The sequence below is a fragment of the Chryseobacterium sp. 2VB genome (genome assembly GCF_005503635.1).
Lineage (GTDB): Bacteria > Bacteroidota > Bacteroidia > Flavobacteriales > Weeksellaceae > Chryseobacterium > Chryseobacterium cupriresistens.
Genome location: NZ_SCNC01000009.1, coordinates 113837 through 139369 on the forward strand (window position 1 = coordinate 113837; position 25533 = coordinate 139369).

At 37.2% G+C, this 25533-nt stretch carries 22 protein-coding genes; 14 read left to right on the top strand and 8 right to left on the bottom strand.

Annotated features, from left to right (window positions below; genetic code table 11):
- Positions 1-50: 50 nt before the first annotated feature.
- Positions 51-1337: a citrate synthase gene (locus tag FFS26_RS10890; protein ID WP_110008563.1), complete on the top strand. Its 1287-nt coding sequence runs from the start codon at positions 51-53 to the stop codon at positions 1335-1337.
- A gap of 108 nt (positions 1338-1445) precedes the next feature.
- Here FFS26_RS10890 and FFS26_RS22510 read toward each other — a convergent pair whose 3' ends face one another.
- On the bottom strand, positions 1446-1610 hold the full coding sequence (locus FFS26_RS22510) for a hypothetical protein (protein ID WP_156121335.1): 165 nt from the start codon (positions 1608-1610) through the stop codon (positions 1446-1448).
- 289 nt (positions 1611-1899) lie between these two features.
- On the opposite strand from FFS26_RS22510, the gene FFS26_RS10895 reads away from it, so the two are divergent.
- The 10 genes from FFS26_RS10895 to FFS26_RS10940 all read left to right on the top strand — a co-directional run bounded on the left by FFS26_RS10895 (position 1900) and on the right by FFS26_RS10940 (position 11977).
- On the top strand, positions 1900-2814 hold the full coding sequence (locus FFS26_RS10895; protein WP_110008564.1) for a dimethylarginine dimethylaminohydrolase family protein: 915 nt from the start codon (positions 1900-1902) through the stop codon (positions 2812-2814).
- A 90-nt stretch (positions 2815-2904) separates the two neighbouring features.
- A complete protein-coding gene (gene ctlX / locus FFS26_RS10900) occupies positions 2905-3828 on the top strand; it encodes a citrulline utilization hydrolase CtlX (protein ID WP_137905032.1) in 924 nt (307 codons plus the stop codon).
- 22 nt (positions 3829-3850) lie between these two features.
- Positions 3851-4210: an S-adenosylmethionine decarboxylase family protein gene (locus FFS26_RS10905; RefSeq protein ID WP_110008566.1), complete on the top strand. Its 360-nt coding sequence runs from the start codon at positions 3851-3853 to the stop codon at positions 4208-4210.
- Between the two features lie 2 nt (positions 4211-4212).
- Entirely contained in the window at positions 4213-5676 is a 1464-nt protein-coding gene (locus FFS26_RS10910; protein WP_137905033.1) for a DUF4178 domain-containing protein, read from the top strand.
- Positions 5666-5860 (top strand): hypothetical protein, encoded by a 195-nt coding sequence (locus FFS26_RS10915; protein WP_171006289.1) that lies wholly within the window; start codon positions 5666-5668, stop codon positions 5858-5860. The genes FFS26_RS10910 and FFS26_RS10915 overlap by 11 nt, the downstream gene beginning before the upstream one ends.
- Before the next feature lie 12 nt (positions 5861-5872).
- Entirely contained in the window at positions 5873-6088 is a 216-nt protein-coding gene (locus tag FFS26_RS10920) for a DUF350 domain-containing protein (protein WP_110008568.1), read from the top strand.
- The gene (locus FFS26_RS10925) at positions 6081-7595 is read left to right on the top strand and encodes a polyamine aminopropyltransferase (protein ID WP_110008569.1); all 1515 of its coding nucleotides are present in this window, start codon (positions 6081-6083) and stop codon (positions 7593-7595) included. Before FFS26_RS10920 ends, FFS26_RS10925 begins: the two co-directional genes overlap by 8 nt.
- Positions 7596-7632: 37 nt before the next feature.
- A complete protein-coding gene (locus FFS26_RS10930; protein WP_228449430.1) occupies positions 7633-9159 on the top strand; it encodes an NAD(P)/FAD-dependent oxidoreductase in 1527 nt (508 codons plus the stop codon).
- Between the two features lie 9 nt (positions 9160-9168).
- A complete protein-coding gene (locus tag FFS26_RS10935; RefSeq protein WP_137905035.1) occupies positions 9169-10194 on the top strand; it encodes a hypothetical protein in 1026 nt (341 codons plus the stop codon).
- A 28-nt stretch (positions 10195-10222) separates the two neighbouring features.
- Positions 10223-11977, top strand: coding sequence for a discoidin domain-containing protein (locus FFS26_RS10940; protein ID WP_137905036.1), 1755 nt, complete (start codon positions 10223-10225; stop codon positions 11975-11977).
- Positions 11978-12017: 40 nt separating this feature from the next.
- On the opposite strand, the gene FFS26_RS10945 is transcribed toward FFS26_RS10940, so the two are convergent.
- The 6 genes from FFS26_RS10945 to recJ form a co-directional block, all read right to left on the bottom strand.
- The gene (locus tag FFS26_RS10945) at positions 12018-12887 is read right to left on the bottom strand and encodes an alpha/beta hydrolase (RefSeq protein WP_137905037.1); all 870 of its coding nucleotides are present in this window, start codon (positions 12885-12887) and stop codon (positions 12018-12020) included.
- A gap of 79 nt (positions 12888-12966) precedes the next feature.
- A complete protein-coding gene (locus tag FFS26_RS10950; RefSeq protein WP_137905038.1) occupies positions 12967-15225 on the bottom strand; it encodes a TonB-dependent receptor domain-containing protein in 2259 nt (752 codons plus the stop codon).
- Positions 15226-15271: 46 nt separating this feature from the next.
- Positions 15272-17533, bottom strand: coding sequence for an outer membrane beta-barrel family protein (locus FFS26_RS10955; protein WP_137905039.1), 2262 nt, complete (start codon positions 17531-17533; stop codon positions 15272-15274).
- 375 nt (positions 17534-17908) lie between these two features.
- Positions 17909-18247, bottom strand: a complete 339-nt coding sequence (locus FFS26_RS10960) for a DUF3817 domain-containing protein (protein ID WP_137905040.1) — start codon at positions 18245-18247, stop codon at positions 17909-17911.
- An 82-nt stretch (positions 18248-18329) separates the two neighbouring features.
- The gene (gene nadD / locus FFS26_RS10965; RefSeq protein WP_062673671.1) at positions 18330-18914 is read right to left on the bottom strand and encodes a nicotinate (nicotinamide) nucleotide adenylyltransferase; all 585 of its coding nucleotides are present in this window, start codon (positions 18912-18914) and stop codon (positions 18330-18332) included.
- Between the two features lie 39 nt (positions 18915-18953).
- Complete coding sequence (recJ, locus tag FFS26_RS10970; protein WP_110008578.1) at positions 18954-20666, bottom strand: single-stranded-DNA-specific exonuclease RecJ; 1713 nt, start codon at positions 20664-20666, stop codon at positions 18954-18956.
- 110 nt (positions 20667-20776) lie between these two features.
- On the opposite strand from recJ, the gene FFS26_RS10975 reads away from it, so the two are divergent.
- Positions 20777-21589 (top strand): M48 family metallopeptidase, encoded by an 813-nt coding sequence (locus tag FFS26_RS10975; protein ID WP_137905041.1) that lies wholly within the window; start codon positions 20777-20779, stop codon positions 21587-21589.
- A 79-nt stretch (positions 21590-21668) separates the two neighbouring features.
- Here the strand turns inward: FFS26_RS10975 and FFS26_RS10980 are convergent, their stop codons facing one another.
- The gene (locus FFS26_RS10980; protein WP_137905042.1) at positions 21669-23291 is read right to left on the bottom strand and encodes an ABC-F family ATP-binding cassette domain-containing protein; all 1623 of its coding nucleotides are present in this window, start codon (positions 23289-23291) and stop codon (positions 21669-21671) included.
- 121 nt (positions 23292-23412) lie between these two features.
- Here FFS26_RS10980 and smpB point away from each other — a divergent pair, with 121 nt between their 5' ends.
- Both smpB and FFS26_RS10990 read left to right on the top strand, forming a co-directional pair.
- Positions 23413-23871: an SsrA-binding protein SmpB gene (gene smpB, locus FFS26_RS10985; RefSeq protein ID WP_047427948.1), complete on the top strand. Its 459-nt coding sequence runs from the start codon at positions 23413-23415 to the stop codon at positions 23869-23871.
- Between the two features lie 77 nt (positions 23872-23948).
- Complete coding sequence (locus FFS26_RS10990; RefSeq protein WP_110008580.1) at positions 23949-25460, top strand: OmpA family protein; 1512 nt, start codon at positions 23949-23951, stop codon at positions 25458-25460.
- The last annotated feature ends 73 nt before the right edge of the window (positions 25461-25533 follow it).

Sequence of the window (25533 nt, forward strand, 5' to 3'; positions counted from 1 at the left end):
GTTTGCCGTATTTTATGGAAAGTGGTATATTTAAAAAAAATAAATAAATAATGTCAGACAACAAAGTAATATTGAATTACGACGGTAATTCATATGAATATCCAATCGTGGATAGTACTATCGGAGACAGAGGGATTGATATTTCAAAATTAAGAGACCAGACAGGTTTAATCACTCTGGATTTAGGTTACAAAAATACAGGAGCTACTATTAGCGACATCACTTACTTAGACGGAGATAAAGGAGAATTATTCTACAGAGGTTATCCAATCGAGCAGATTGCTGAAAAATCTAACTTCACTGAAGTAATGTATCTTTTATTACATGGAGAATTACCTACTCAGGATCAGTTTACTTCATTCGACAACAATATTAAAAAATATAACTTCATCGCAGACGAAATGAAAAAAATCATTGATGTTTTTCCTCGCTCTGCTCACCCTATGGGAGTTTTATCTTCTTTAACGTCTGCTTTAACAGCTTTCAACCCGAAAGCCGTTAACGTAAACTCTAAAGAAGAAATGGATCACGCTGCTGAGCTTATGATCGCTAAGTTTTCTCACCTTTGTGCATGGACTTACAGAAAAACTCAGGGCTTACCATTAAACCATGGTGATAACAACCTGAACTATGTAGAGAACTTCTACAAAATGGCATTCAGATTACCAAACGCTGATTTCGAAATCGATCCGGTAGTTGTAAATGCTTTAGATAAATTATTAATCCTTCACGCAGACCACGAACAAAACTGTTCTACTTCTACAGTAAGAATGGTAGGTTCTGCCCACACAGGTCTTTTCGCTTCTATCTCTGCCGGAGTATCTGCCCTTTGGGGGCCGCTTCACGGTGGTGCTAACCAGGCTGTAATCGAAATGCTTGAACTTATCGAGAAAGACGGTGGTGATGTATCTAAATATGTTGCTAAAGCTAAAGATAAGAATGATAACTTCCGTTTAATGGGATTCGGACACAGAGTGTACAAAAACTTCGACCCAAGAGCGAAAATCATCAAGAAAGCTGCTGACGATATCCTTAAAGCATTAGGTATCCAGGATAAAGCTCTTGACATTGCAATGCAGCTGGAAAGAGTAGCGCTGGAAGACGAATACTTCGTAGAAAGAAAACTATATCCAAACGTAGACTTCTACTCAGGTATCATCTACAGAGCTTTAGGAATTCCTACAGAAATGTTCACCGTAATGTTTGCATTAGGAAGACTTCCGGGATGGATTTCTCAGTGGAAAGAAATGAGACTGAAAGGAGACCCGATCGGAAGACCAAGACAGGTTTACCAAGGTGCTCAGCAAAGAAACTACATCGATATTGCAAGCAGATAATATTTGCTTACATCATAAAAAAATCCCAAAGCACGCTTTGGGATTTTTTATTTATATCAATTAGCTCAATAAGAAAGCCTGCTTAAAAAAGCAGGCTTTCTTTGTTTATTAAGGACATTGGCATCTGTCGCAAGTCCAGATATAACAGTTTCCTGCATCATCCCATTCACAGCATCTTCTGCCTGTTGAGATTGGAGCGCCTCCCATTACGGATTTTTGTTGATCTCTTCCTAACTTTTGTGCGTTTTTCAGCACCGGATTGTTCTTGTTCATGACTTGATTTTTGGTGTTAATAGTTCAATTTTACGGTTTATAATTTCGCGAAAATTATATCACTAATATAGGAAATTAAATAATATGATTATCTATTTTTTTGTTCTTATGTAGATGAAAAATAGTAAGTTGTAGATGTTTTTGGAACTATTCACTAAAGTTGGCACTGCATACAAGCAAATTTTGCCGAAGGGTGTTGATTTTGGGAACCAAATTTAATACATAAAATAATCCAAAAGTTTTACAGGTAGAGACCTTTACTTATATTTGTAGTATTGCATAAATCTTTATGAGACTAAACATTAAAAACGAAACGGGCAGGCTGAAGTCAGTAGTTCTGGGCCAGCCTAATTCATTGGGGCCTGTTCCCACACTAGAGGAAAGTTATGACGCAAAGTCATATTACTCAATCGAGCACAACATTTATCCTAAAGAAGAGGATATTATTAATGAAATGAACGCTTTTGAAGCGGTTTTAAAAAAGTATGGCGTTGAAGTACTGCGTCCCAGCATCATCAAAGATTACAATCAGGTTTTTTCAAGAGATGTAGCCTTTGTAATTGATGATAAAATGATCATTTCCAATGTGATTGCAGACAGAGCAGACGAGCAGGAAGCCTATAAAAGCGTTTTTGAAAAAGTAGCATGGAGAAAGATCATCAATCTTCCCGAAACTGCACATATCGAAGGAGGTGATGTGATCGTATGGAATGATTTCCTTTTCATCGGAACCTGCTTCAGTGAAGATTACAGAAACTATAAGACGGCAAGAACCAATGAATATGCCATTGAAATATTAAAAGAATATTTTCCGAAGAAAAGAATCATTGACCTGGAACTGAAGAAAAACGATAAGGTTCCTTTTGAAGGCATTCTTCATTTGGATTGTACATTTAATCCGGTAGGTGAAGACAAATGTATTATTTATAAAAACGGATTTGTAGATGAAAGCGACTATCGTTTAATCATTGATATTTTTGGAGAAGAAAACTGTTTCCATATCAATGATGAAGAAATGTTTGAAATGTTCCCGAATATTTTCTCCATTTCTCCTGATGTTGTCGTTTCGGACAAAGCATTCACAAGAATGAATGACCACCTGAGAAACGAGTGGGGAATGACTGTTGAAGAAATTCCTTACAGAGAAATCTCTAAAATGGGAGGCTTGCTGAGATGCTCTACAATGCCACTTGTGAGAGAGTAATTGAGTTGGAGAGTTTTAGTGTTTGGGAGTGGGGGTTTTTAATCTTTCAATCTTTTAATCTTTCAATCTTTTAATTTTTAAATCAAAAAAATGCAAACAACAGATACAGTATTAATGATAGAACCGATTGCATTCGGTTACAACGCTGAAACAGCGAAAAATAATTATTTCCAGGTAGAACAGACAGGCTCTGACATCCAGTCAAAAGCGTTGGCAGAATTCAACACCTTTGTCGGAAAGCTGAGAGAAAAGGGAATTAATGTGATCACTATAAAAGATACGTTGGATCCCCACACTCCGGATTCTATTTTCCCGAATAACTGGGTAAGTTTCCATAAAGACGGAAAAGTGGTTTTGTACCCGATGTTCGCTTCCAACAGAAGAGTGGAAAGAAGAGAAGATATTATCGAAAGTATCAAAGATCAAGGGTTTGAAGTGGCTGAAATTGATGACTGGTCTTTCTCTGAAACCCAGGGACACTTTCTGGAAGGAACAGGAAGTATGATTTTTGATCACGATAACAAAATTGCTTACGGCTCTGTTTCTTTGAGGCTGGATGAAAAACTGTTCAGAGAATTCTGTACAAAATACGGATTTACTCCCGTTGTATTCCATTCTTTCCAGACTGTAGGCACAGAAAGACTTCCAATCTATCACACCAATGTAATGATGTGTGTAGCCGATAAATTTGTTGTAATCTGCCTTGACTGTATTGATGATGAACTTGAAAGAGGAAAAGTATTGGAAGTTATTAAAGGATCCGGAAAAGAAATCATTGAGATTTCTGAAGAACAGATACAGCAGTTTGCCGGAAATATGCTTCAGGTTCAGAATAAAGAAGGAAAAAAATTCCTGGTCATGAGCCAGACTGCTTACCATTCTTTAACTCCGGAACAGGTAGCTGCTATTGAAAAATACTGCGAAATTATCTATTCAGACCTGAATACCATTGAAGTAAATGGCGGAGGAAGCGCAAGATGTATGCTTGCTGAGGTTTTTCTTCCAAAAAAATAATATATTTACCAAAAAAAATTAATTGAACCCATTATCAAGTAAAGGTTTACATATTCTTCTGACTTTGGAAACAGAGTCAGAAGATTTGTTATTAGACAGCAAAGGTTTTCTGCTGTTTACAGAAGAAATTCTGAAAGCCAGGGAGGTGGAAATTGTAGGAGTAACCAATCATATTTTTGAGAACGACAGCTTTACTTCCGCAGTGATCCTTAAAGAATCTCACCTTTGTATCCACACGTGGCCGGAATTTAAACAGCTTACCTTTGATGTATTTCTTTGTAATTATACTCAGGACAATACGGAGAAAGTAGAGCAGATTGCAGATGAGGTGGTTCAGTATTTTAAAGCTAATACCATTCAAAAACACAAAATTTACAGATAAAAATGCACTATGTCTGCCCAGCATGCGAATCCGAAAATACATTAGATCTCACCTTTCCTGTTGAAGAATATGTTTGCGATACCTGTTCTTATCTCATTGATGTAGCCTGGAACAAAAAAATTAAACATCTGAAAGTCCCAACGGAAAATGTTGTATTGGATATCGGACAAAAAGGAAAAATTGACGGTACGGAATATACAGTCGTTGCGATTACTGTTAAAAAATACGGAAACAGTATTTTCTGGCGGGAATATTCTTTAAAAGACAGCAAAGGAAATGATGCTTTCCTGAGTGAGAGTGATGGACATTGGGTTTTCCTGATCTCTATGCATCCTGATGATTTTAAAGGCAAGGATTCAAAATTTCCAACCTATCTCGGACGAACCTACCGTTGGTACGAAAATACTCCATGCACTATTGATGCGGCTGCCGGATTTTTTGATGAACATCTGGATTTCAGCATTGCGACCTACAAAGAATATGTCAATGGAACGCGTATGATCTCTCAGGAGAAGACCGGTAAGAAAAGCCAGTATTTTTATGGAGTTCACATTTCAAAATATGAAGTTAAGAAAGCTTTTAAAATAGCTAATCTGCCCAATTATACAGGAATAGGGATTGTTCAGCCCTATTATTTCGATATCAGGCAAGCCGTGAACATCTTTTGTGTGGCTGCATTAATGATTTGCCTGCTCCAGATGTACGTCTACACTTCAAGAACGAACGAAACCGTTTTTGCAGAGACCATCAATTTTGCAGATGTAAAAGACAAAGAAATGGTCAGCAAAAGTTTTACCCTTTCAGGAGGTTCTGCACCATTAAAAGTGAATGCATTTTCAGGTGTTGATAATTCCTGGGCGAATGTTCAGCTAAGTCTTGTAAACGAGAATACCAACGAAATTATCTATACCTCCAAAGATATCGAACAGTATCATGGGTACGAAGGCGGAGAGAGCTGGACAGAAGGAAGCCAATCCGAAGATTTTAACCTGTGTGGAGTGGGCTCCGGGAAATATCATTTCATTATTTCCGCCGAAAAAGAAGGAGGCTTACCCTCATTTTCAGGTCTTACATCTCCTGATTCGAAGGTCGTGATTTCATGGGATAAATCAGGAACAATTGAGGTTACTGATATATTCAAGGTGCAGACCAAAACTTTTACAGACGGACAGACGCTGGAAAAAGATACATCAGAAGTAATCAGACTTGCCAAAGCATCGTTCGGAACTCAGAAACTGGATTCCCTGATTAATACTGAAGCCCTTAGACTTACTACAGACCTCATTTCAAGCAACACCTATGTACAGCTTAAAGCAACCTGGCTTCCCGTTTCATTCTGGAACTTCGGAATTATTTTGTTTATAATGATTGCTCTGTTTGTGGCGATGTGGATAGGAAAACATTACTTTAATGTAAACAAATGGAAAAATAGTTCAAACTCACCTTATCCTGCCAATGATAACTAATATAACCAATTACATAAGACAAAACTGGATACTCTGCCTGATCGGAGGATTTTTCCTGACCTGGTTTGTATACCTTACGTACCGGGGAAATCAGGTCTGCGACTGTGCCAAAACGGAAACATACCGCGACGGAACCACAAGAAGTCATTCCAGAGTAGGATTCTACAGATACTATCACAAATAAAAATATAAAACTATGGACAACATCAATTTCTTACCCATACTAAACTCGGTTCTTTATTCATTTTTAGGAATCGCCATTTTACTTGTATGTTATTTCATTATTGAAAAACTGACTCCTGAAAAAACATGGCACGAGATCGCCCAGAACAAAAATATAGCCATTGCTATTGTTTTCGGGGCATTTATTATCGGAATTTCAATGATCATAAGCGCAGCAATTCATGGATAAGAAGAGGATTCCTCTTGAGCTGCTTTTATTGTTTTCAGTATTCGTCATTGCTACATGTGGATTGATTTATGAGCTGGTGGCCGGAGCCTTGGCGAGCTATCTTTTAGGAGACTCTGTAAAGCAGTTTTCTTTCATTATCGGAGTGTATCTCTTTTCAATGGGAGTAGGTTCCTATCTTGCGAAATTCATCAAAGGAAATCTTATTGATAAATTCATTGAGATCGAAATCCTTGTAGGAATCGTAGGCGGAATCAGCTCTGTAGTGCTGTTTATTCTTTTTAATACACTCGCACATTTTGAAAGCGTTCTCTATCTCTTTGTATTCTTCACCGGATGTCTTGTAGGAGTGGAAATCCCGCTTCTGATGAATATTTTAAAAGACAGGGTACAATTTAAAGATTTAGTTTCAAATGTCTTTGCATTCGATTATATCGGGGCTTTATTGGCATCGATTCTTTTTCCATTGGTTTTGATTCCAAAATTAGGAATTGTCAAAACCCCTTTATTTTTTGGATTAATCAATATTTCCATTGCAATATTCCTCTGCTATTATCTTACAAAGGAATTATCAAAACCCTTATCCCTGAAAATAAAATCTATCGCGGCATTTGCCTTCTTGCTGGGACTTTTCTTTTTTTCAGATACGATTCTATCTTATTCTGAAGAAAAACTATATGGCGAAAATGTGGTTTATACTAAAAGTTCACCCTATCAAAGAATCGTTTTAACGAGGAATACGCACGAGTTTCGTTTATATTTAAATAATAACCTGCAGTTTTCTTCCACAGATGAATACCGTTATCATGAAGCTTTGGTACATCCTGCTATGTCGATGGCGAAAAACATTGATAATGTCCTGATTTTGGGAGGAGGTGACGGCTTCGCAGCAAGAGAAGTTTTAAAATACAAAGATGTTAAAAAAGTAACCCTTGTAGATCTTGACGGGGAAATGACTCAGTTTTTCAAGACCAATGAAACCATGCGAAGACTGAACCAAAGCTCACTTTCCAATCCTAAAGTGGAGGTGATCAATAAAGACGCTTACATCTGGGTAAAAGACAGCAAAAAGAAATTTGACGTCATCATCATCGACTTTCCTGATCCGTCGAATTACAGCTTAGGAAAACTCTATTCCCTGCAGTTTTATAAAGAACTGGAGAGATTGACAACTCTTGATACCAGGATTGTGGTACAAACCACTTCTCCTTATTTTGCACCAAAATCTTTCTGGTGTATTGAAAAAACGATCAATCAGATCTTTCCATTCACAGCAGCGTATCACACCTATGTTCCATCTTTTGGAGAATGGGGATTCACGATGGCTTCATTTGAACCCATCAACAACAGGATCTACAGAAAGCTGCCTGGATTAAAATATTATGATTACAATTTTTCACAGATGTCTTATTTCAATAAAGATATGAAAGTGAAAGAAGTAGAAGTTAACCGTCTGGATAACCAGATACTAGTCCGTTATTTCGATGAAGAGTGGGGGAAAGTACAGTAGAAAAGATTTTCTTACAACTATATTTTTAGGTAGCCTTATGCTTCCTTTTTTGCAGTATTGCGGAAAGAAAGTAAAAGCTTTGCTGTTAAAGATCACAGGGACCAATCATGTTCTCGGGCATAGATTATGGGCAAAAGATTTTCCACAGTTTTCAGAAGTTATCCACACTAAGTATCTTATTGTCGGGGGAGGGATTTCCGGACTTTCAGCGTGCAGGTTCTTCAGCCAGCATCATGAACAGAATTATCTTATTCTGGAAATGGAAAACCATCTTGGCGGCAATTCTTCCAACGGACAGAATTCATTTTCAAAATTTCCTTTAGGCGCTCATTATTTACCATTACCGAACAAAGAGAATACAGAAATCATCGACTTTCTGAAAGAGTGTGAAATCTGCTTAGGAACTGAGGATAACGGAGAACCCATCCTTGATGAATATCAAATGACTTTTCCACAACAGGAAAGACTGTTTTATAAAAATGCCTGGCAGAACGATATTGTTCCGCAAAGAGGAATTTCAGCGCAAACCCAGCAAGAGCTTGCCCGCTTTTTTAAACTGATGGATGAATTTCGTGCAAAGAAAGACATTCAAGGAAGATATTGGTTTGCTATTCCGGTACATGACTCCAGCAGAGAAGATGAGGTGGTAAAGCTTGAAAAAATCATTTTTAAAGACTGGCTCACAGAAAATAACTTCTATTCGGAAGAACTTCTCTGGCTGCTGGATTATTCCTGCAGAGACGATTTCGGCCTGGGAATTGGCTATGTTTCAGCATGGGCAGGCATTCATTATTTTGCAGGAAGAAAAAATAACTGGAGCACAAAATATAAAGATCAGGTATTCACCTGGCCGGAAGGAAATGCAAGACTGGCAAAGCATTTTTCAAAATATACGGAGGGAAAACATTTGCCGGGAAATCTGGTTTTTGATATTAAAATCAATGATAAAGTCGAGGTTTTAAGTTTTGATAATACCCAAAAGAAAACGAAGAAGATCATTGCAGATAAAGTATTGTTTGCAACCCCACAATTTGTGAATGAAAGAATTTTTAATCAAAAAAGAGGATCATCATTTCGTTATGTTCCGTGGCTTTTAAGCACCATTACGCTGAAGAATGAATTCGGAGGAGATGAAGAGCTGGCCTGGGATAATGTGATCTACGGGACTTCCGGATTGGGGTATATTTTTGACCAACATCAGAATCTGGACCAGATTATAGGTGAAAAAGTAATTACCCACTATAAGAGTTTTTCAACTGCAGATTGCAAAAAAGCGAGGAAAAAGCTGTATGCCATGAAAGAATCTGAACTTAAAACTTTAGTTTTGGATGATTTGAAGAAAGCCCATCCATTGATAGAAGATTTCATTCTGGAAATGCAGTTCCATAAAATAGGACATGCAATGATTGCTCCGGTTCCCAACCAGATTTTTGGAGAAGAAACTCAAAAAGCGAAAGAACCGATAGGAAACAAAATTTTCTTTGCCCATTCCGATCTTTCGGGAATATCTATTTTTGAAGAAGCTTTCTATCAGGGAATCCGGACTGCAGAACAAATGATGTAAAATACAACAATGAAACAACCGTGGATACATAATGCAAAAACAGACTGGTGGTTTATTTTATCACCGCCTTTTCTGGTATTGATGATTATCTTTCTCTTTCAGAAACAGATTCAGGGGCTGGAAAATCATTATTCCTTTTACACATGGCTTTTCCTGATCGTTTTTGTGGATGTGGCTCATGTATATTCTACGCTGTTCAAAACGTATTTCGTAAAGGGAGAAATACAGAAAAATAAACTGCTGTATCTGGGAATTCCTGTTTTGAGCTGGATCTTGGGAATGATCCTGTTCCAGTTGGGTAGCCTGACATTCTGGTCAGTACTGGCATTGATTGCCGTTTTTCATTTTATACGGCAGCAATACGGTTTTATGAGAATCTATGCGCGCTTTGAACCGAATAACTGGAGCAAAAGAATAGATGAGGTAGCCGTTTACTCCGCAACGATTTATCCGATGCTGTACTGGTTTAAAACGCCCCGTGCCTTCACCTGGTTTGTCAACAATGAGTTTGACTGGCTTCAGAATCTTCCGGATTATGTTCCTATAATTACCGTTATCTATTTTGCCATTCTGATTATTTGGATTATTAAAACTGTTGTTGAAGCCTTTAAAACAAGAAAAATTAACATTCCGAAAACAGCACTGATCACGGGAACTTTTCTTTCCTGGTATTTCGGAATTATCTACTTTAACAATGATCTCCTTTTTACGTTTCTGAATGTAGTTTCTCACGGGATTCCTTATATCGCATTGATCTATATCCGGGAAATAAAGCAAAAAGAAAATCATCAGCTGAACCGGATGCAGATTTTTAAATCCTTTTCAGGAATCTTCCTATTTGTCGGAGTCATTTTATTGTTTGCCTTTCTCGAAGAATTTTTGTGGGAAACGCTTGTCTGGAATGAGCACTTTTCCCTGAATATGGTAATCTCAGAAAATCTCTTTCAGTTTCTGGTTCCTTTATTGGTTGTTCCGCAACTCACTCATTATCTTCTGGACGGCTTTATTTGGAGAAAACCAAAAAAAGTTAGTTAACTTTGTCCGGAACGTTTAAAATCTGAAAATGAGACAATATTTTTTATCATTAACAATTTTTATGGGAATTATTGTTGGAGCCCAGCAGAAAACTTTCTGTAATCCTATCAATATCGATTACGGATATACCCCTTTTGAAGCCTTTTCCAAGCAGGGAAAGCACCGTGCTACAGCAGATCCGGTAATTGTCAATTTTAAAAATAAACTTTTCCTTTTTTCTACCAATCAGGAAGGATACTGGTACAGTGATGATATGCTGGATTGGAAGTTTGTAAAAAGGAAATTCCTCAGAGATAACAAATACATCCATGATCTTAATGCCCCGGCAGTCTGGGCAATGAAAGATACTTTGTATGTGTATGGCTCTACCTGGGAACAGGATTTCCCGATCTGGAAAAGTACTAATCCCACCAAAGACGACTGGAAAATTGCAGTGGATACTTTAAAAGTAGGAGCATGGGATCCTGCATTCCATTATGATGAAGACAAGAATAAATTATATCTGTACTGGGGTTCAAGCAATGAATGGCCATTGCTGGGAACAGAAGTGAAAGTAAAAAACCTTCAGTCCGAAGGCTTTGTTAAGCCTATTATTAAGCTAAAACCTGAAGACCACGGTTGGGAAAGGTTTGGGGAATACAATGATAATGTTTTTCTGCAGCCTTTTGTAGAAGGAGCGTGGATGACGAAGCATAACGGGAAATATTATATGCAGTATGGTGCTCCGGCAACAGAATTCAGCGGCTATTCCGATGGAGTATATGTGAGCAAAAATCCTTTGGAAGGCTTCGAATATCAACAGCATAATCCGTTCTCTTATAAACCGGGAGGCTTTGCAAGAGGTGCAGGGCACGGAGCGACATTTGAAGACAATTACAAAAACTGGTGGCATGTTTCGACCATCTTTATTTCAACTAAAAATAATTTTGAAAGAAGACTGGGAATCTGGCCGGCAGGATTTGATAAAGATGATGTGATGTACTGTAACACGGCTTATGGCGATTATCCGACTTATCTTCCGCAATATGCACAGGGAAAAGATTTTACTAAAGGTCTTTTTGCCGGATGGATGCTGTTGAACTATAATAAACCGGTGCAGGTTTCATCTACTTTGGGAGGGTATCAGCCCAACTATGCGGTAGATGAAGATATCAAAACCTACTGGAGTGCTAAGACAGGAAATTCCGGGGAATGGTTCCAGACGGATCTTGGGGAAGTTTCGACAATTAATGCTATTCAGATCAATTATGCGGATCAGGATGCAGAATTTATGGGAAAAACGTTGGGGAAAATGCATCAATATAAGATCTATGGCTCCAATGACGGGAAAAAATGGAATGTGATTGTGGATAAAAGTAAAAACATGAAAGATGTTCCTCACGACTATATAGAACTTGAACAGCCTGCAAAAGCCCGTTTCCTTAAAATGGAAAACCTTAAAATGCCAACAGGAAAATTTGCATTAAGCGGTTTCAGAGTATTTGGAAAAGGAGCAGGAAAACAGCCTGCTAAAGTGGAAGGGTTTGTTCCTCTGAGAGCTGATCCAAAGAAGTATGGTGAAAGAAGAAGTATCTGGATGAAGTGGCAGCAGAACCCTGATGCAGACGGCTATGTAATCTATTTTGGAAAGTCTCCCGATAAATTATACGGAAGCATCATGGTATACGGAAAGAATGAGTATTTCTTTACCGGAGCAGACAGAACGGATGCTTACTATTTCCAGATTGAAGCTTTCAACGCGAATGGTGTTTCTGAAAGAACAGCCGTTGCAAAATCCGAATAAATTTCAAATTAAATATAGAAGAATAACACGTTTTGAAATATCAGGACGTGTTATTTTTTGTGTGTTTTTGGAGAAATGTTTCTATTTTATTGATAAGGAATTGATCATTTGGATGTTTATCCCAGTCCAGATGTCCTCCATTAAATTGATAAGATTCATGGATAATATGGTTGGCAGTCAATGCTGAATCCAGCCTTTTTTCCTGTGTAGACGGAATTACACGGTCCAAACTTCCATAGTAAGACAAAGTAGGAGGGGAATCGCTTTTTATCCATTTCACAGGACTGGCAAAACCTATCTTTGATATTTCGGTTTGAATTATTTCAGGAGCCACAAGTCTGCTTTCCACAAAAGAATATTCCTGATAGTTTTTAAACCCCGGATCAGACAGATCTGCCGGACCCACAATATTTATCACTGCTTTTACTTTTTTATCCGCATCAAACTTGTAGGCATACAACATCGATAAATGGCCTCCGGCGCTGTTGCCTGATAAAATCAAATTGGGATTGTAGCCCAGTTTATTTTTTAATAATTCAGTTACCTTTTTAATATCATTAGTTTGATTTGGAAGTCCAAAGTTCGTAACTGAAGCAAGTCTGTAGTTCATATTAACAAAAATATGATCAGGAAATTTCTGCATCATAGAGAGTGTGAAAAAGGTGAGCTGCGATTTATCTCCAGCCCTCCAGCCTCCACCATGAATCATAATAAAAACATCCTTTTCTTTATTCGTTCGTGCAGATGGAATATATAGATCCATAACCTGCTCTGGATTGTTTCCATAGTGAATATTTTCCTCCTTATCAAAGTGGATATCTTTACCAAGCTTTATCTTTTTTTCTTTGCAAGCTGTCCATAGAAAAAAGAGGCTGAGGGATATCAAAATAATTTTTATATCTTTTTTCATAATGATTAAATATATAAAATCCGCTGAAAAGAATCAGCGGATACCGTAAGAATAATTAAATATGAAGAAAGATAATTCTCTATCTTGTTCTGCTTTTGATGGCATCTGATGCCCCTTCGATGTCTCTTACCTTTTTCACTTTCTGGTTTCCGAAATTGTAGGTAAAGCTTACGATTAAACTTCTGTTGTAACGGTTCTGGTGGATATAATTATAATTTCCGTTCTCCTGAAAGTCTTCAATTTTAACAATATTAGTATTCAGTACATCATTTACATTCACTGCAAAAGTCCAGTCGTTCCACATTTTTTTAAGACTGAGATCCATACTCATTAAGTTTTTCAGTGAACCAAGCTCAATCTGCTGTTTGTCAACAAAGAAATAATTAAGTCCGAAGAACCATGTTTTCTTTTTATCAAGACGGATGGTATTATTGGTCTGGATCAGAAGACTGGTAGAATTGGTTTTATTGGTGTAGGTAATAAAGTTTCCATTAGGCCCTTTTTGATCTTTGAAGCGGTCTCCGGTTGTAGGATCAGTATCAAGACTTCCGTTGTTGATATTATGCTGCACTCCGATATTGAAATTGGTTGTCCAGTACTGTTTGAAAAACGACTTCTGGATACCTACCATGGCCGACATTTCCTGCTTATTTCCAAAGTTGGTTCTGATATATCGTAATGCAGGATTATCACCAATTTTACCATCAGGCGATACCGGATATCCCTGAAGCGGAACCTGTGTAATGACGTCCTGAATGTAAGAATGGTTTAAAATCAGGAAATACGAATTTCTGTACATATAGGTAAGTTCCTGATTGTAGTTGGAAGAGGCCTTTACAAACGGATCGTTCTGAGTATAATTGTCATCGGTCAGAATATTTTTGACCGGATTAAGTTCCCAGAAACTTGGCCTTCTCATTCTGCTTGAAAAGGAATAGGAAATATTGTTTTTGTCATTAATCGCGTAATTCAGACTTAGATAAGGAAGAATGTTTTTGTAATTTCTCTCAATTCTTCTAAGGGCTTCTGTGGGAGCGTTGTCAGACGTTCCAAGACTGTTGGTGATCTCGTATCTGGCACCTACTTTTCCTGAAAGCTTGTCGGAAATTTTTTTCTCAACGGTAAGATACATTCCGTAGATGTTTTCATCATAGATAAAATGGTTGGGTCTTGAATCCGGAGCTGTTACGGGATTAAATGAATAAGTGATGTTTTTAGAATCGTTATCTGTTTTAGTCTTGTTATAATTTCCACCGACGGAAACGGTAAGATCATTTTTAAACTTTTGATTATAATCCACCATTCCGGAGAAATTATTAATGATCTGCGGAAGGTCCTGAATAACTTGTTTTGTTCTTGCTCCTAACACTCTGTCAATATCCGAATTAAAGGTTTGGTTATCCGTGAACTGAAATCTTCTGTAGTTGAGATAAGCCGCATTTACATTCAGTTTACTGCCCAGAGAATCTGTTTTTAATTCATAGTTTAAATTCACAGAATTGTTATAAGATCGTGTATTCTCTCTGTTTTTAGACCACGTATATTCCGTATTCGTTTTTTTTATGGTATTAAATAAATCTACCGTTGAATTATAACTTTTATTGGCCCATGTATTCCATGATAAGGCAAGGTTGCTTTTGTCGTTCAGCTGGTAATCAATATTCAGATAACCTCCTATGTTTTTATTCGGATCGTCAATATCTCCGGTAGATTCGTTGGAAGTTGTTGAAGTTCCGTTTCTCAGGGTATAGGTTTGTGCTTCGATATTTTCACCGCCGCTAAGACTGGCACTTACTCCCAGTTTATCTTTTCTGTAATTGGCTGAGAAACTTGCCTGGCTTCCGTTATACTTATTGGTTGTGTTAGACATTCTCATGTTTCCATTGAGACCGTCACTCATTTTTTTCTTTAAAACGATATTGATGATTCCATCAGAAGATTCTACCTGATACTCGCTGCCGGGAACAGTAATCACTTCTATTTTCTGGATATTTTCAGCCGGAGTATTTTTCAGAAACTGAGCCAGTGACTCAGAGTCCATATTGCTTTTTCTTCCGTTGATATAGACCAGTGCATTGTTTTTTCCTGCTATTTTTAATGTTTTATCATCTGTAGAAGATAATAAAGGAGTTTGTTTTAAAAGGTCAAAGGTGGTGTTTCCTTTGGCAACTGGTGATGCTGCCACATCGTATACAAAACGGTCACTTTGCTTTTTGAAAACCTGCTTTGTGATGGTAACACCTTCTATGTTTTTTGTTTTTGCCGTATCAGATTTCTTCTCTTGTGCAAATGCACAGGTACCGAATACAATAGCCATTGACAAAATTATACGTTTCATGTTGTTTTTATTTAAGAGTGGATTTAGTGAAATAAGTGGTTATAGATTAGGTTCTTGATTTTACTGCATCATTAGCCGATTTCATTTCCCTTGCCTTTTTCAGTTTCTGATTTCCGAAATTATAAGTAACCCCTAGGCTCATCAACCTTGGATAATTGAAGTTGGTGATATTGTTAAATTTCCCATCGGGCTGTACGCCTCTAATGCTGTAGAAACTTTGATTGAATAAGTCACTCACTTCCGCTACAATAGTCCAGTCTCCTGCAATTTTTTTCAGACTGAAATCGAAACTTTGTCTTGCTCGGATCATACCTCCTTCCATGGCAGTCTGGCTGGCAAAGAAGTAATTCACTCCCAGGAACCAGTCTTTTTTAGAAGACAGTCTGATCACATTATTGATGGTTGCAGACATATTATAGTTTTTAACATCAATGATATAAGGATCCACTACTTCAGTTTCTCCCGGAACCGGCATGGAAGTAGGATCTTCAAATACTCCGCCTTTGTAGGTAACATATCCCAGATTGACAGAATAATTGGTTGTCCAGATGTCTTTGAACCAGGACTTGTTCATTCCTAGAGTCAGAGCAATTTCCCTGTTTTTACCATAATTGGTTCTGATGTATCTCAGAAATCTGGTAGTTTCCATAATTGGATTTCCTTTGATATCCTTGATGATTTTCCCGTCAGCATCTTTTTTAGGAGCTGTAACCGTTCCCTGCAATGGAATCAGGTCTGAAGCTGCAGCATCTTCCACCATATTAAAACTAAGATTGGCATAGAATGCATTTTTGTACATATAATTTAACTCCTGATTATAATATTTGGAAGCCAGTATAAATGGATTGTTCTGCGTATAATTGGTTGGAGTAAAGTAGGTTCTTGAAGGATTCAGTTCCCAGAATCTGGGTCTTCTGATTCTGCTGGAGAAAGTATAGCTCAGATTATGATCGGTATTGATGGCGTAGTTTAAATTCAGATAAGGCAGAAGGTTGTTGTAATTTCTTTCAAAACCTGTTTTATCTACAATATCCCCGGTGCTTCTGGTCATTTCGTAGCGGGCACCAATCTTTCCGGATATTTTCTCAGTCAGTTTTCTTTCATAGTTCAGGTAAATTCCAAGAATATTTTCTTTATAAATGAAGTGATTAGTTTGGTTGGGATCGATGATAAATTCCCCCTTTATTAGTTTATCCTGTTTGGTATCGTTATCTGTATTGGTGTGATTGTAGCTGATTCCCATTAACCATGTTGCGCCTTTTGCTGTCTTTTTCAGATAATCAATATTGGCTGCATAGTTGTTGATAATTTGGGGTACCGCCTGATGCAATGCAGAATATTTATTGATTGTATCATTCGTTAGAGGAAAACTCTCATTGAAGCTTACTTTATCTCTGTTGAACCACAGGTAAGAAACGTTTGATGTAAGTTTACTTCCCAGAGAATCTGTTTTCATCTCATAATTTAAATTGAAAGAATGATTTCTGGTCTGTGCATCCTCGTTATTCACTGTTCTGTTGTTTAAGACTCCGTTTTGCCAGTTGGTAATATCCAGTACAGAATTGAAACTTTTATTGTATCTCATGTTGTAGGAAAATCCAAGACTGTGTTTTTTATTGATTTCATAATCAACATTGAAGCCTCCACCAAAATTTTTGTTAGGATCATCATTGAAGCCAAAGGATTCATTTTTGAAAGTAGGATCACCGTTGGACAGCGTATATCTTTGTCTGTCTGTCCAGCTTCCCGTTCTGAAATTGGAATTACCAGACCATTTACCTTGTCTGAAATTAAAAGAAGCTCCTGCATTAGGGTTATTGTAATAAGCCTGCTCGTTCTGCATTTTCAGCGTTCCGTTGTAGCCGTTGTTTTTGCTTTTTTTCATCACAATATTGATCACCCCTTCTTTGGATTCAACCTGGAATTCACTTCCTGGAACTGTAATCACTTCTATTTTCTGGATATCCTCAGAGGGAGTAGACTTCAGCATTTCAATCAACGCCTCAGAATCCATATTGGTTTTTTTGTTGTTGATGTAAATGATTGCATCATTTTTTCCCAAAATCTTCAGCGTCTTTCCGTCAATGCTGGAAATCATCGGTGTTTGTTTCAAAAGAGTAAAGGTGTTGGTCCCTTTAGCAATAGATGAAGAAGCTACATCGTATACCAAACGGTCACCTTGCTTTTTGAAAACCTGCTTCTTGAGAGTCACTGCATCAATAGCATTGACTTTCAAACTGTCTTTTTTCTGCTGGGCAGTGATAAGTCCACCGAAAAATAGTGCTGCAATAAGAATTTGAGTCTTCATGATTATTCTTTTTTAATTAATAGCTTGTATGGTTTGTTATTCAACATTACAAAGATATATAATAAATTTAGTATTATGCAATACAAAGTACTTAAAAATATTTTTGAATCATCGCAATTGATTGATTGTCAGTTGATAAAAATTTAGTTTAAAATATTGATTGCTTGACCTTTCTGTATAATAAGACAAATAAATGATGCTAAATGTTACATCGATGAAAGAAATTATGAAAGAATTTTTAAAAAAATGGATAATTAATACCTGGAATTTATCCCCATGGTCCAGGAATTATGCTCCGAACAAAGGTATCTGTGAAGCGGGGCTGTAATATCCGTAAAATAAAAAAGGACCGAATAGGTCCTTTCATAATATTGTTTATTCTCTGTCGAATCGGGCCAGCTTTTTATCTACCCAAACCGTTGCAAAGGGGAAGAATGCCGATAATAAGGCAAAAACAAAATCTTCATCATCCCAATTATAAATTTTTCTGGCAGGAAGGCAGAGTAAAAGGTAAAGGGTAAAAAATAAACCATGTAAACTACCAATAACACTGATGAAGATGATAGAGTACACATTTTCATCATATCGGATCCAGATCATCGCAACACCATACAACAAAAGACATGAAATGGCTTCTGCAAGACAAATCTGCTTAAACCATCTGATGATTTTTTCCTGAGAATATTTTGAGAATATTTTTTCGATGAAGTTCATTTCTTAAGATTGAGGTGAGAGTTAAAAGGCAAGAGTCTTTCTCCGGCTTTTGGTTTTAGCCTCTCATTTCTGATTTACAAAATTACTTATAAAAACTACTACCATCCAAATATTCAAAAACTTCTGGTGGCAGCATAGGTCTTACATTTTTACCATCCTTTATCATATTACGGATTTCCGTAGCTGAAAGTTCTATTATGGGTGCTTTTACCAGAGAGATATTTTCATGCTGTAAATATTCAGAATCTTTTTTCTCACCTTCAAATACTCTTGGGTAAACAATAATATGATGATTTTTGATCAGGATATCAGCATTTTTCCATTTGTGAAGGCTTTTCAGATTATCTTCTCCCATGATCAGACTAAAAGAATAATCAGGATATTTCTCATGCAGATACGTTAAGGTATCAATAGTATAACTTGGTTTCGGAAGAGAAAACTCCACATTGGAAGCTCTCATATTAGGATAATTCTTTACCGCAAGCTGTACCATATCAAGTCTGTTATGATCATTCAGTAAAGACTTTTTGTCCTTAAATGGGTTTTGCGGGCTTACCACAAACCAAAGCTCATCCATATCAGAATTTTCCAGAATATAATTGGCCAGGATAAGATGCCCAATATGAATAGGATTAAATGATCCGAAAAATAAACCGATTTTTTTCATTTGTTCAGGTAGCAGGTAGAAGATTATAGGTACTAATAATTAATCCCTGAATTTTACATCCTTGATATTAAGATAATGGGTGACATTGCCTTTCCAGTGGTTTTCTTCCAGGGTAAACGCAAGATCAAAGTTTTTATTTTTAAAATCGTCAACAAACTGTCCCAGTTTGAATCCGACACATTCAATATTTCGTCCCGTAGATTCCTGCTTGATATAAAACTTCAGGTGATTATTATCTTTCCCCATTGTTTTTACATATCCGGAAAGCTTCTGATTGGTTAATGTAAAAATAGGCTTCATATTATGAGGCCCGAATGGAGCCAATTTTCTGTGGAAATTGATGAACTCTCTGTTGATTTCGTCAATTCTTATTTCCGTATCAATCGTAATAGAAGGTTCTTTCTGGTGCTCCTGGATTTTTTCAGAAACAATTCTTTCAAATTTTTCCTTGAAGGCATCAAACTTATCTTTTTCCATCGAAAGTCCGGCAGCAGCATGGTGGCCCCCGAATTTAAGGAAATATTCAGAACACATATCAAGAGCTTCATGTACATCGAAATCAGAAACAGATCTTGCGGAAGCTACCATTTCCCCGTTATTACCATCGGTAAAAACAAGCGTAGGTTTATAATAGGTTTCAATAAGCCTTGAGGCTACAATACCAATCACTCCTTTATTCCATTCAGGATGATAAACAATAGTAGTATGCTTGGTTTCCTGCTGGGATTCTATAATCTGATTCAGAGCGGAAAGGGTGGAATTCATATCCAGTTCACGCCTTTCATCGTTGAGGTTCATGATATCATTCACAATCTGGTTGGCATGTTTCAGATTGTCGGAAACCATAAGTTCCACGGCTGCTTTACCATGAGAAATTCTTCCGGCAGCATTAATTTTGGGAGCTATTTCAAAAACGATATTGGAAATTTCGAAATGAGAAAGTTTATCCTCAGGAATCAGTAACCTTAAACCAAGATTTCTGGTTTTCCTCAGGGTTTTTAATCCCATTTTAGCCAAGACCCTGTTTTCTCCCGTCATCGAAACAATGTCTGCTGCAATGGAAATGGCGAGAAGATCTGTAAGTTCAAATAATTCTGCTTCCGGTAATTTATAAATCGTATTCAGTCCCTGGCAAAGCTTAAAGCCAACACCGCATCCGGAAAGTTCTTTGAAAGGATAACGGCAGTCGCTTCTTTTAGGATCAAGCACCGCTGCAGCATTAGGAATCTCTTCACCTGGAAGGTGATGATCGCAGATAATAAAATCTATACCCAGATTGCTGGCATAGTTGATCATATCAAGTGCCTTGATTCCGCAGTCCAGAGCAATGATTAATGAGAAACCATTTTCTTTGGCAAAATCAATTCCTTCCGTGGAAATTCCATATCCTTCAGAATTTCTGTCCGGAATATAATAATCTAAATATTTTTTCTCAACAATTTTGCTGAGATACAGGTACATTAAAGCAACCGCCGTGGTTCCGTCCACATCATAGTCACCATATACCAATATTTTTTCACCGTTTTCAATGGCGGTGGCAATACGCTCTACAGCTTTTTGCATATCTGCCATTAAAAAAGGGTTGTGGATATCGTTAAGGTTCGGTTTGAAGAATTCTCTGGCCTTTTGATAATTGTCAATTCCCCTAAGAACGAGGATTTTAGATTCAAAAGTACCAAAACCAAGTGACGAACTTAGTCTGTCCACAACTTCCTCATCGGGTTCAGGCTTGTAAATCCATTTTTGACTCATTTCACAAAAATAAGGAAAAAAAATAGCATTCAGGGAAGAACTGAAACGAAGTTTTGACTTAATAATTGTTAAAAAAAGGCTATCTTCGTGCTCCAAAATTTTAAATGACTATGAAAAAAATTACTCTATGCTTCCTGTTACTGGGAACAGCATGTTCGATCAACGCACAGAAAATTAATCTTGGCAAAGCAGCCGGAATGGTTTCAAATGGTGCAAAAGCCTTAACATTTACCAACGAAGATGCTATTAAATTATCCAAAGAATCAGTAGAGTGGATGGATAAAAATAATCCTGTAGCAGGACCGAAGGATCCTTACACTGTGAGACTGAACAGGCTGTTTGGAAAACACAAATCTCAGGATGGTCTGAACCTTAATTATAAAGTTTATAAAGTAAAAGATATCAACGCGTTTGCCTGTGCAGACGGGAGTGTACGTGTGTTCTCTTCTTTAATGGATATTATGACTGATAATGAACTGCTTGCCGTAATCGGACATGAGATCGGGCACGTAAAGAATCAGGATACCAAAGATGCTATGAAATCAGCTTATCTGAAGGCAGCTGCATTAGATGCCGCTTCCTCAGCTTCGTCAGATGTAGCTGCTCTAAATGATAGTCAGGTAGGGAAGATGGCAAATGCATTTTTAGATGCTTCGCACAGCAAAAAGCAGGAATCTGAAGCAGATACTTATTCATATGATTTCATGAAAGCCAATAAGTATGATGTGGTAGGAGCATATACAGCTTTTAAAAAGTTAGCCTTACTTTCACAGGGAAGTACACAGACTAATTTTGAAAAAATGTTCAATTCTCACCCCGATAGCAACAAGAGAGCTGAATCTATCAAAAAGAAAGCAGAGAAAGAAGGTTTATGGAAAGATCCGGGAACGGTTACTTTACCTGCTGTAAAATTGACGAAATAAATATTATTTATTGTTTAAACGAAAACACCTCAAAGCACTGCTTTGAGGTGTTTTTATATAGATTTTAATGTTGTTCAGATTAAGAATACATTTTCTCTCTTAATTCTTTTACTTTTTTATCCGCAAGATACTCGTCGTAAGTCATTTCTCTGTCGATAATTCCGGAAGGAGTCAATTCGATGATTCTGTTACAGACTGTTGAAAGCATTTCGTGGTCATGAGATGCCAGTAAAAGATTTCCTTTGAAGTTGGATAAAGAGTTGTTCAAGGTTGTGATACTCTCCAGGTCTAAGTGGTTGGTAGGTTCGTCCAATAAAAGAACGTTCGCTTTTTGAAGCATCATTCTACTGAACATACATCTCATTTTTTCACCCCCTGAAAGTACTTTACAGGATTTCAAAGCTTCATCTCCTGAGAACAGCATTCTTCCTAAGAATCCTCTTACGAATTCTTCATGACGCTCTTCGTCATTTTTTGTAAACTGTCTCAACCAGTCAACTAAACTAAGGTCTTCCTGGAAGAAGTTGGTGTTGTCCAAAGGCATGTGAGACTGGTTGGTTGTTACTCCCCATGCAACCGTTCCTTTATCTGCTTCTACATTTCCGGCAAGAATTTCGAAGAATTCTGTAATAGCTAAAGAGTTTTTGGAAAGGACAGCTACTTTATCTCCTTTTTTAAGATTTAAATCAACATTAGAGAATAATAATTCTCCGTCTTTTGTTTTCTCAAGACCTTTTACATCAAGGATCTGATCTCCTGCTTCTCTTTCCATTTCGAAAATAATAGCAGGATATCTTCTTGAAGAAGGCTTAATATCATCAATATTTAATTTGTCGATCATTTTCTTTCTTGCAGTAGCCTGTTTTGCTTTCGCAACGTTGGAACTGAATCTCGCAATGAAGTCCTGAAGCTCTTTTTTCTTCTCTTCAGCTTTCTTGTTGGCCTGAGCTCTTTGTCTTGTTGCCAATTGAGAAGCCTGGTACCAGAAAGAGTAGTTACCTGTATAAAGGTTAAGTTTAGAATAATCAAGGTCGCCGATGTGCGTACAAACCGTATCAAGGAAGTGACGGTCGTGAGATACAACGATTACCGTGTTTTCATAATCTGCAAGGAAGTCTTCCAGCCATGAGATCGTGTCGATATCAAGGTCATTGGTAGGCTCATCCAGAATCAATACATCAGGGTTTCCGAAAAGGGCCTGAGCCAAAAGAACTTTTACCTTGTCTTTGTTCTCAAGTTCGCTCATCAGCTGCCAGTGCATATCATCAGAAATACCTACGTTAGAGAGCATAGTCTGAGCATCAGATTCTGCAGTCCAGCCACCCATTTCGTCATAAATTACACCTAGTTCACCGGCTTTAATACCGTCTTCGTCAGAGAAATCTTCTTTTGCGTATAACGCATCCATTTCCTCTTTTATCTCAAATAATTTCTTATTACCTCTTAAAACAGCTTCAAGAACTGTAAACTGATCATAAGCAAAGTGATCCTGTTCCAAAACTGACATTCTTTTCCCTGGCTCCAGAGATACATGTCCTGTTGTAGGATCCTGCTTTCCTGTTAGTATTTTCAGGAATGTAGACTTTCCCGCACCGTTTGCTCCGATGATTCCGTAGCAGTTTCCTTTGGTAAACATAATATTTACCTCGTCAAAAAGAATTCTTTTCCCGAATTGTAAAGATAAGTTAGATACTGTTAACATATAGTTTTGTAAATTTGGCGCAAAAATACGAAAAGAATTTGGGTATTTTGTAATAATATAATAGTCAAGTTTTTAAATGTACGGTATTTTTTATATATTTCATTAACGAAATTTTAAAATGATGAAGATTGAGAAAACAGTTAACATATTAAACAAAAGAGCCCGTTTTGAATATGAAATTCTTGAAGAATATGAAGCCGGAATGGTTTTAACGGGTACCGAAATAAAATCTTTACGTTCATCCAAAGCATCTATCACAGAATCGTTCTGTCAGTTTATTGATGGGGAATTGTACATCATCAACATGATGATTGATGAGTACAAATTGGGAACTTTTTACAACCACAAAACAAAAAGGGAACGGAAATTGCTCTTGCACAAAAAAGAATTACAAAAACTTGAAAAAAAGTTAAAGGATGCCGGGAACACCATAATACCTTTAAAATTATATATCACTGATAGAGGGAAAGCAAAGGTGCTCATAGCGCTTGGTAGAGGGAAAAAACTTTTCGATAAAAGAGAGGCGATAAAAGATAGAGAAAATAAACGGAACCTCGACAGAATATTAAAGAAAAGTTAAAAATCATTTGAAAAACTTTGTATATAAAGAAAAATTATATTTATTTTGCATTATCAATTATTTAATCATTTAATTCTATGAAAAATCTAAAATTAGGAATTTCAGCATTGGCGCTTACTGTTGCCTCTACTGTTTTCGCACAGACTACCAACAATCCGTGGTTAATCGGAGTTGGTGCTCATGCTGAAAACCACGTAGCAGCAAGAAGTAACTTCAGTAATACGTTCTCTGCTAACAATTTGACAAAAAGTATGTTCAATGTGAACAACTTTTCTATTACACCTCCACTATCTAAGTTAACAGTTGCTAGAAACGTTGGTAAAGGTTTAGTAATTGACTGGCAAACTTCTGTTGGAAATGTTGAAAACAAAAGATTCAACATGGGGAAAGAATTTTTCCTAATGACAGGTCTTGGTTTCCAGGCTCACGCTGCAGGTCTTTTATGGAACGAAGAATCTTGGTTTGATCCATATTTAAGAGTTGGTGCTAACTACTTAAGACATGACTATACAGCTCTTACTTTCCCTAGAACATCTGTTGATGATAACGGTAACCCAATCGAAACTGTAACTAACGGTAAGGATGGTAACGAAAACGGTAAAGCTAATCACTTTACTGTAGCTACAGGTGCTGGTGCTAACTTCTGGGTAACTAAGAACTTCGGTCTTGGTGTTCAGGGAGATTATGTATCAACTCCAGGTGACAAATCTACTGTTGCTAACTTCTGGCAAGCTTCTGCTTCCATCTTATTCAGATTCGGAAACAGAGACAGAGATAAGGATGGTATCCTAGATAAAGATGACCTTTGTCCAGATACTCCAGGTTTACCAGAATTCCAAGGATGTCCTGATACTGACGGTGACGGAGTTCCAGATAAAGACGATCAATGTCCAGAAGTGGCTGGTCCGGTTGAAAACAACGGATGCCCTTGGCCAGATACTGATGGTGATGGTGTAATCGACAAAGATGACGCTTGTCCTACAGTAGCAGGTCCTGCTGAAAACAACGGTTGTCCTTGGCCAGATACAGACGGTGACGGTATCTTAGATAAAGATGATGCTTGTCCTACTGTTCCAGGTCTTCCAGAATACAACGGATGTCCTAAACCAAAAGAAGTAACAGCTACTGATGTTGAGAAAAACCTTAAGAGTGTATACTTCGATTTCAACAAAGCTACAATCAAGCCTGAATCTAAAGGAGCTTTAGATACTGCTGCTGAAATCATTAAGAAAGACGGAGGTAGATTCCTATTAGTTGGTGAAACTGACAAGAAAGGAAGCGATGCTTACAACTTGAAATTATCTAAAGAAAGAGCTGCTTCTGTAGTTGCTGCTTTAGATGCAAGAGGTGTAGATATCAACGCATTAAAATCAGTTGGTATTGGTGAGCAAAATGCTAAAGTTGCAGAATCTGCTTCTGATGCTGAAAGACAAGCTGATAGAAAAGTAACTGTTAGATACATTGGTGATGACAGTGAGTGGAACAAATATCAGAAATCTGATGTTGTAGCTCCAGCTAAAAAAGCTACTAAAAAAGCTACTAAAAAAGCTCCAGCTAAGAAAAAAGCTGCTGCTAAAAAGAAAAAATAATTAATTTTTCTAAATAATGAATACCTCCAATTTGATTGGAGGTATTTTTTTTTTGTGGACTTTTGAGTAATTT

What these genes read in the sequence shown, in the direction of transcription:
- FFS26_RS10890 (WP_110008563.1), top strand. Translation starts at nt 51, where the DNA reads ATGTCAGACAACAAAGTAATATTGAATTACGACGGTAATTCATATGAA.
- FFS26_RS22510 (WP_156121335.1), bottom strand. Translation starts at nt 1,610, where the DNA reads ATGAACAAGAACAATCCGGTGCTGAAAAACGCACAAAAGTTAGGAAGA.
- FFS26_RS10895 (WP_110008564.1), top strand. Translation starts at nt 1,900, where the DNA reads ATGAGACTAAACATTAAAAACGAAACGGGCAGGCTGAAGTCAGTAGTT.
- ctlX (WP_137905032.1), top strand. Translation starts at nt 2,905, where the DNA reads ATGCAAACAACAGATACAGTATTAATGATAGAACCGATTGCATTCGGT.
- FFS26_RS10910 (WP_137905033.1), top strand. Translation starts at nt 4,213, where the DNA reads ATGCACTATGTCTGCCCAGCATGCGAATCCGAAAATACATTAGATCTC.
- FFS26_RS10915 (WP_171006289.1), top strand. Translation starts at nt 5,666, where the DNA reads ATGATAACTAATATAACCAATTACATAAGACAAAACTGGATACTCTGC.
- FFS26_RS10920 (WP_110008568.1), top strand. Translation starts at nt 5,873, where the DNA reads ATGGACAACATCAATTTCTTACCCATACTAAACTCGGTTCTTTATTCA.
- FFS26_RS10925 (WP_110008569.1), top strand. Translation starts at nt 6,081, where the DNA reads ATGGATAAGAAGAGGATTCCTCTTGAGCTGCTTTTATTGTTTTCAGTA.
- FFS26_RS10930 (WP_228449430.1), top strand. Translation starts at nt 7,633, where the DNA reads ATGCTTCCTTTTTTGCAGTATTGCGGAAAGAAAGTAAAAGCTTTGCTG.
- FFS26_RS10935 (WP_137905035.1), top strand. Translation starts at nt 9,169, where the DNA reads ATGAAACAACCGTGGATACATAATGCAAAAACAGACTGGTGGTTTATT.
- FFS26_RS10940 (WP_137905036.1), top strand. Translation starts at nt 10,223, where the DNA reads ATGAGACAATATTTTTTATCATTAACAATTTTTATGGGAATTATTGTT.
- FFS26_RS10945 (WP_137905037.1), bottom strand. Translation starts at nt 12,887, where the DNA reads ATGAAAAAAGATATAAAAATTATTTTGATATCCCTCAGCCTCTTTTTT.
- FFS26_RS10950 (WP_137905038.1), bottom strand. Translation starts at nt 15,225, where the DNA reads ATGAAACGTATAATTTTGTCAATGGCTATTGTATTCGGTACCTGTGCA.
- FFS26_RS10955 (WP_137905039.1), bottom strand. Translation starts at nt 17,533, where the DNA reads ATGAAGACTCAAATTCTTATTGCAGCACTATTTTTCGGTGGACTTATC.
- FFS26_RS10960 (WP_137905040.1), bottom strand. Translation starts at nt 18,247, where the DNA reads ATGAACTTCATCGAAAAAATATTCTCAAAATATTCTCAGGAAAAAATC.
- nadD (WP_062673671.1), bottom strand. Translation starts at nt 18,914, where the DNA reads ATGAAAAAAATCGGTTTATTTTTCGGATCATTTAATCCTATTCATATT.
- recJ (WP_110008578.1), bottom strand. Translation starts at nt 20,666, where the DNA reads ATGAGTCAAAAATGGATTTACAAGCCTGAACCCGATGAGGAAGTTGTG.
- FFS26_RS10975 (WP_137905041.1), top strand. Translation starts at nt 20,777, where the DNA reads ATGAAAAAAATTACTCTATGCTTCCTGTTACTGGGAACAGCATGTTCG.
- FFS26_RS10980 (WP_137905042.1), bottom strand. Translation starts at nt 23,291, where the DNA reads ATGTTAACAGTATCTAACTTATCTTTACAATTCGGGAAAAGAATTCTT.
- smpB (WP_047427948.1), top strand. Translation starts at nt 23,413, where the DNA reads ATGAAGATTGAGAAAACAGTTAACATATTAAACAAAAGAGCCCGTTTT.
- FFS26_RS10990 (WP_110008580.1), top strand. Translation starts at nt 23,949, where the DNA reads ATGAAAAATCTAAAATTAGGAATTTCAGCATTGGCGCTTACTGTTGCC.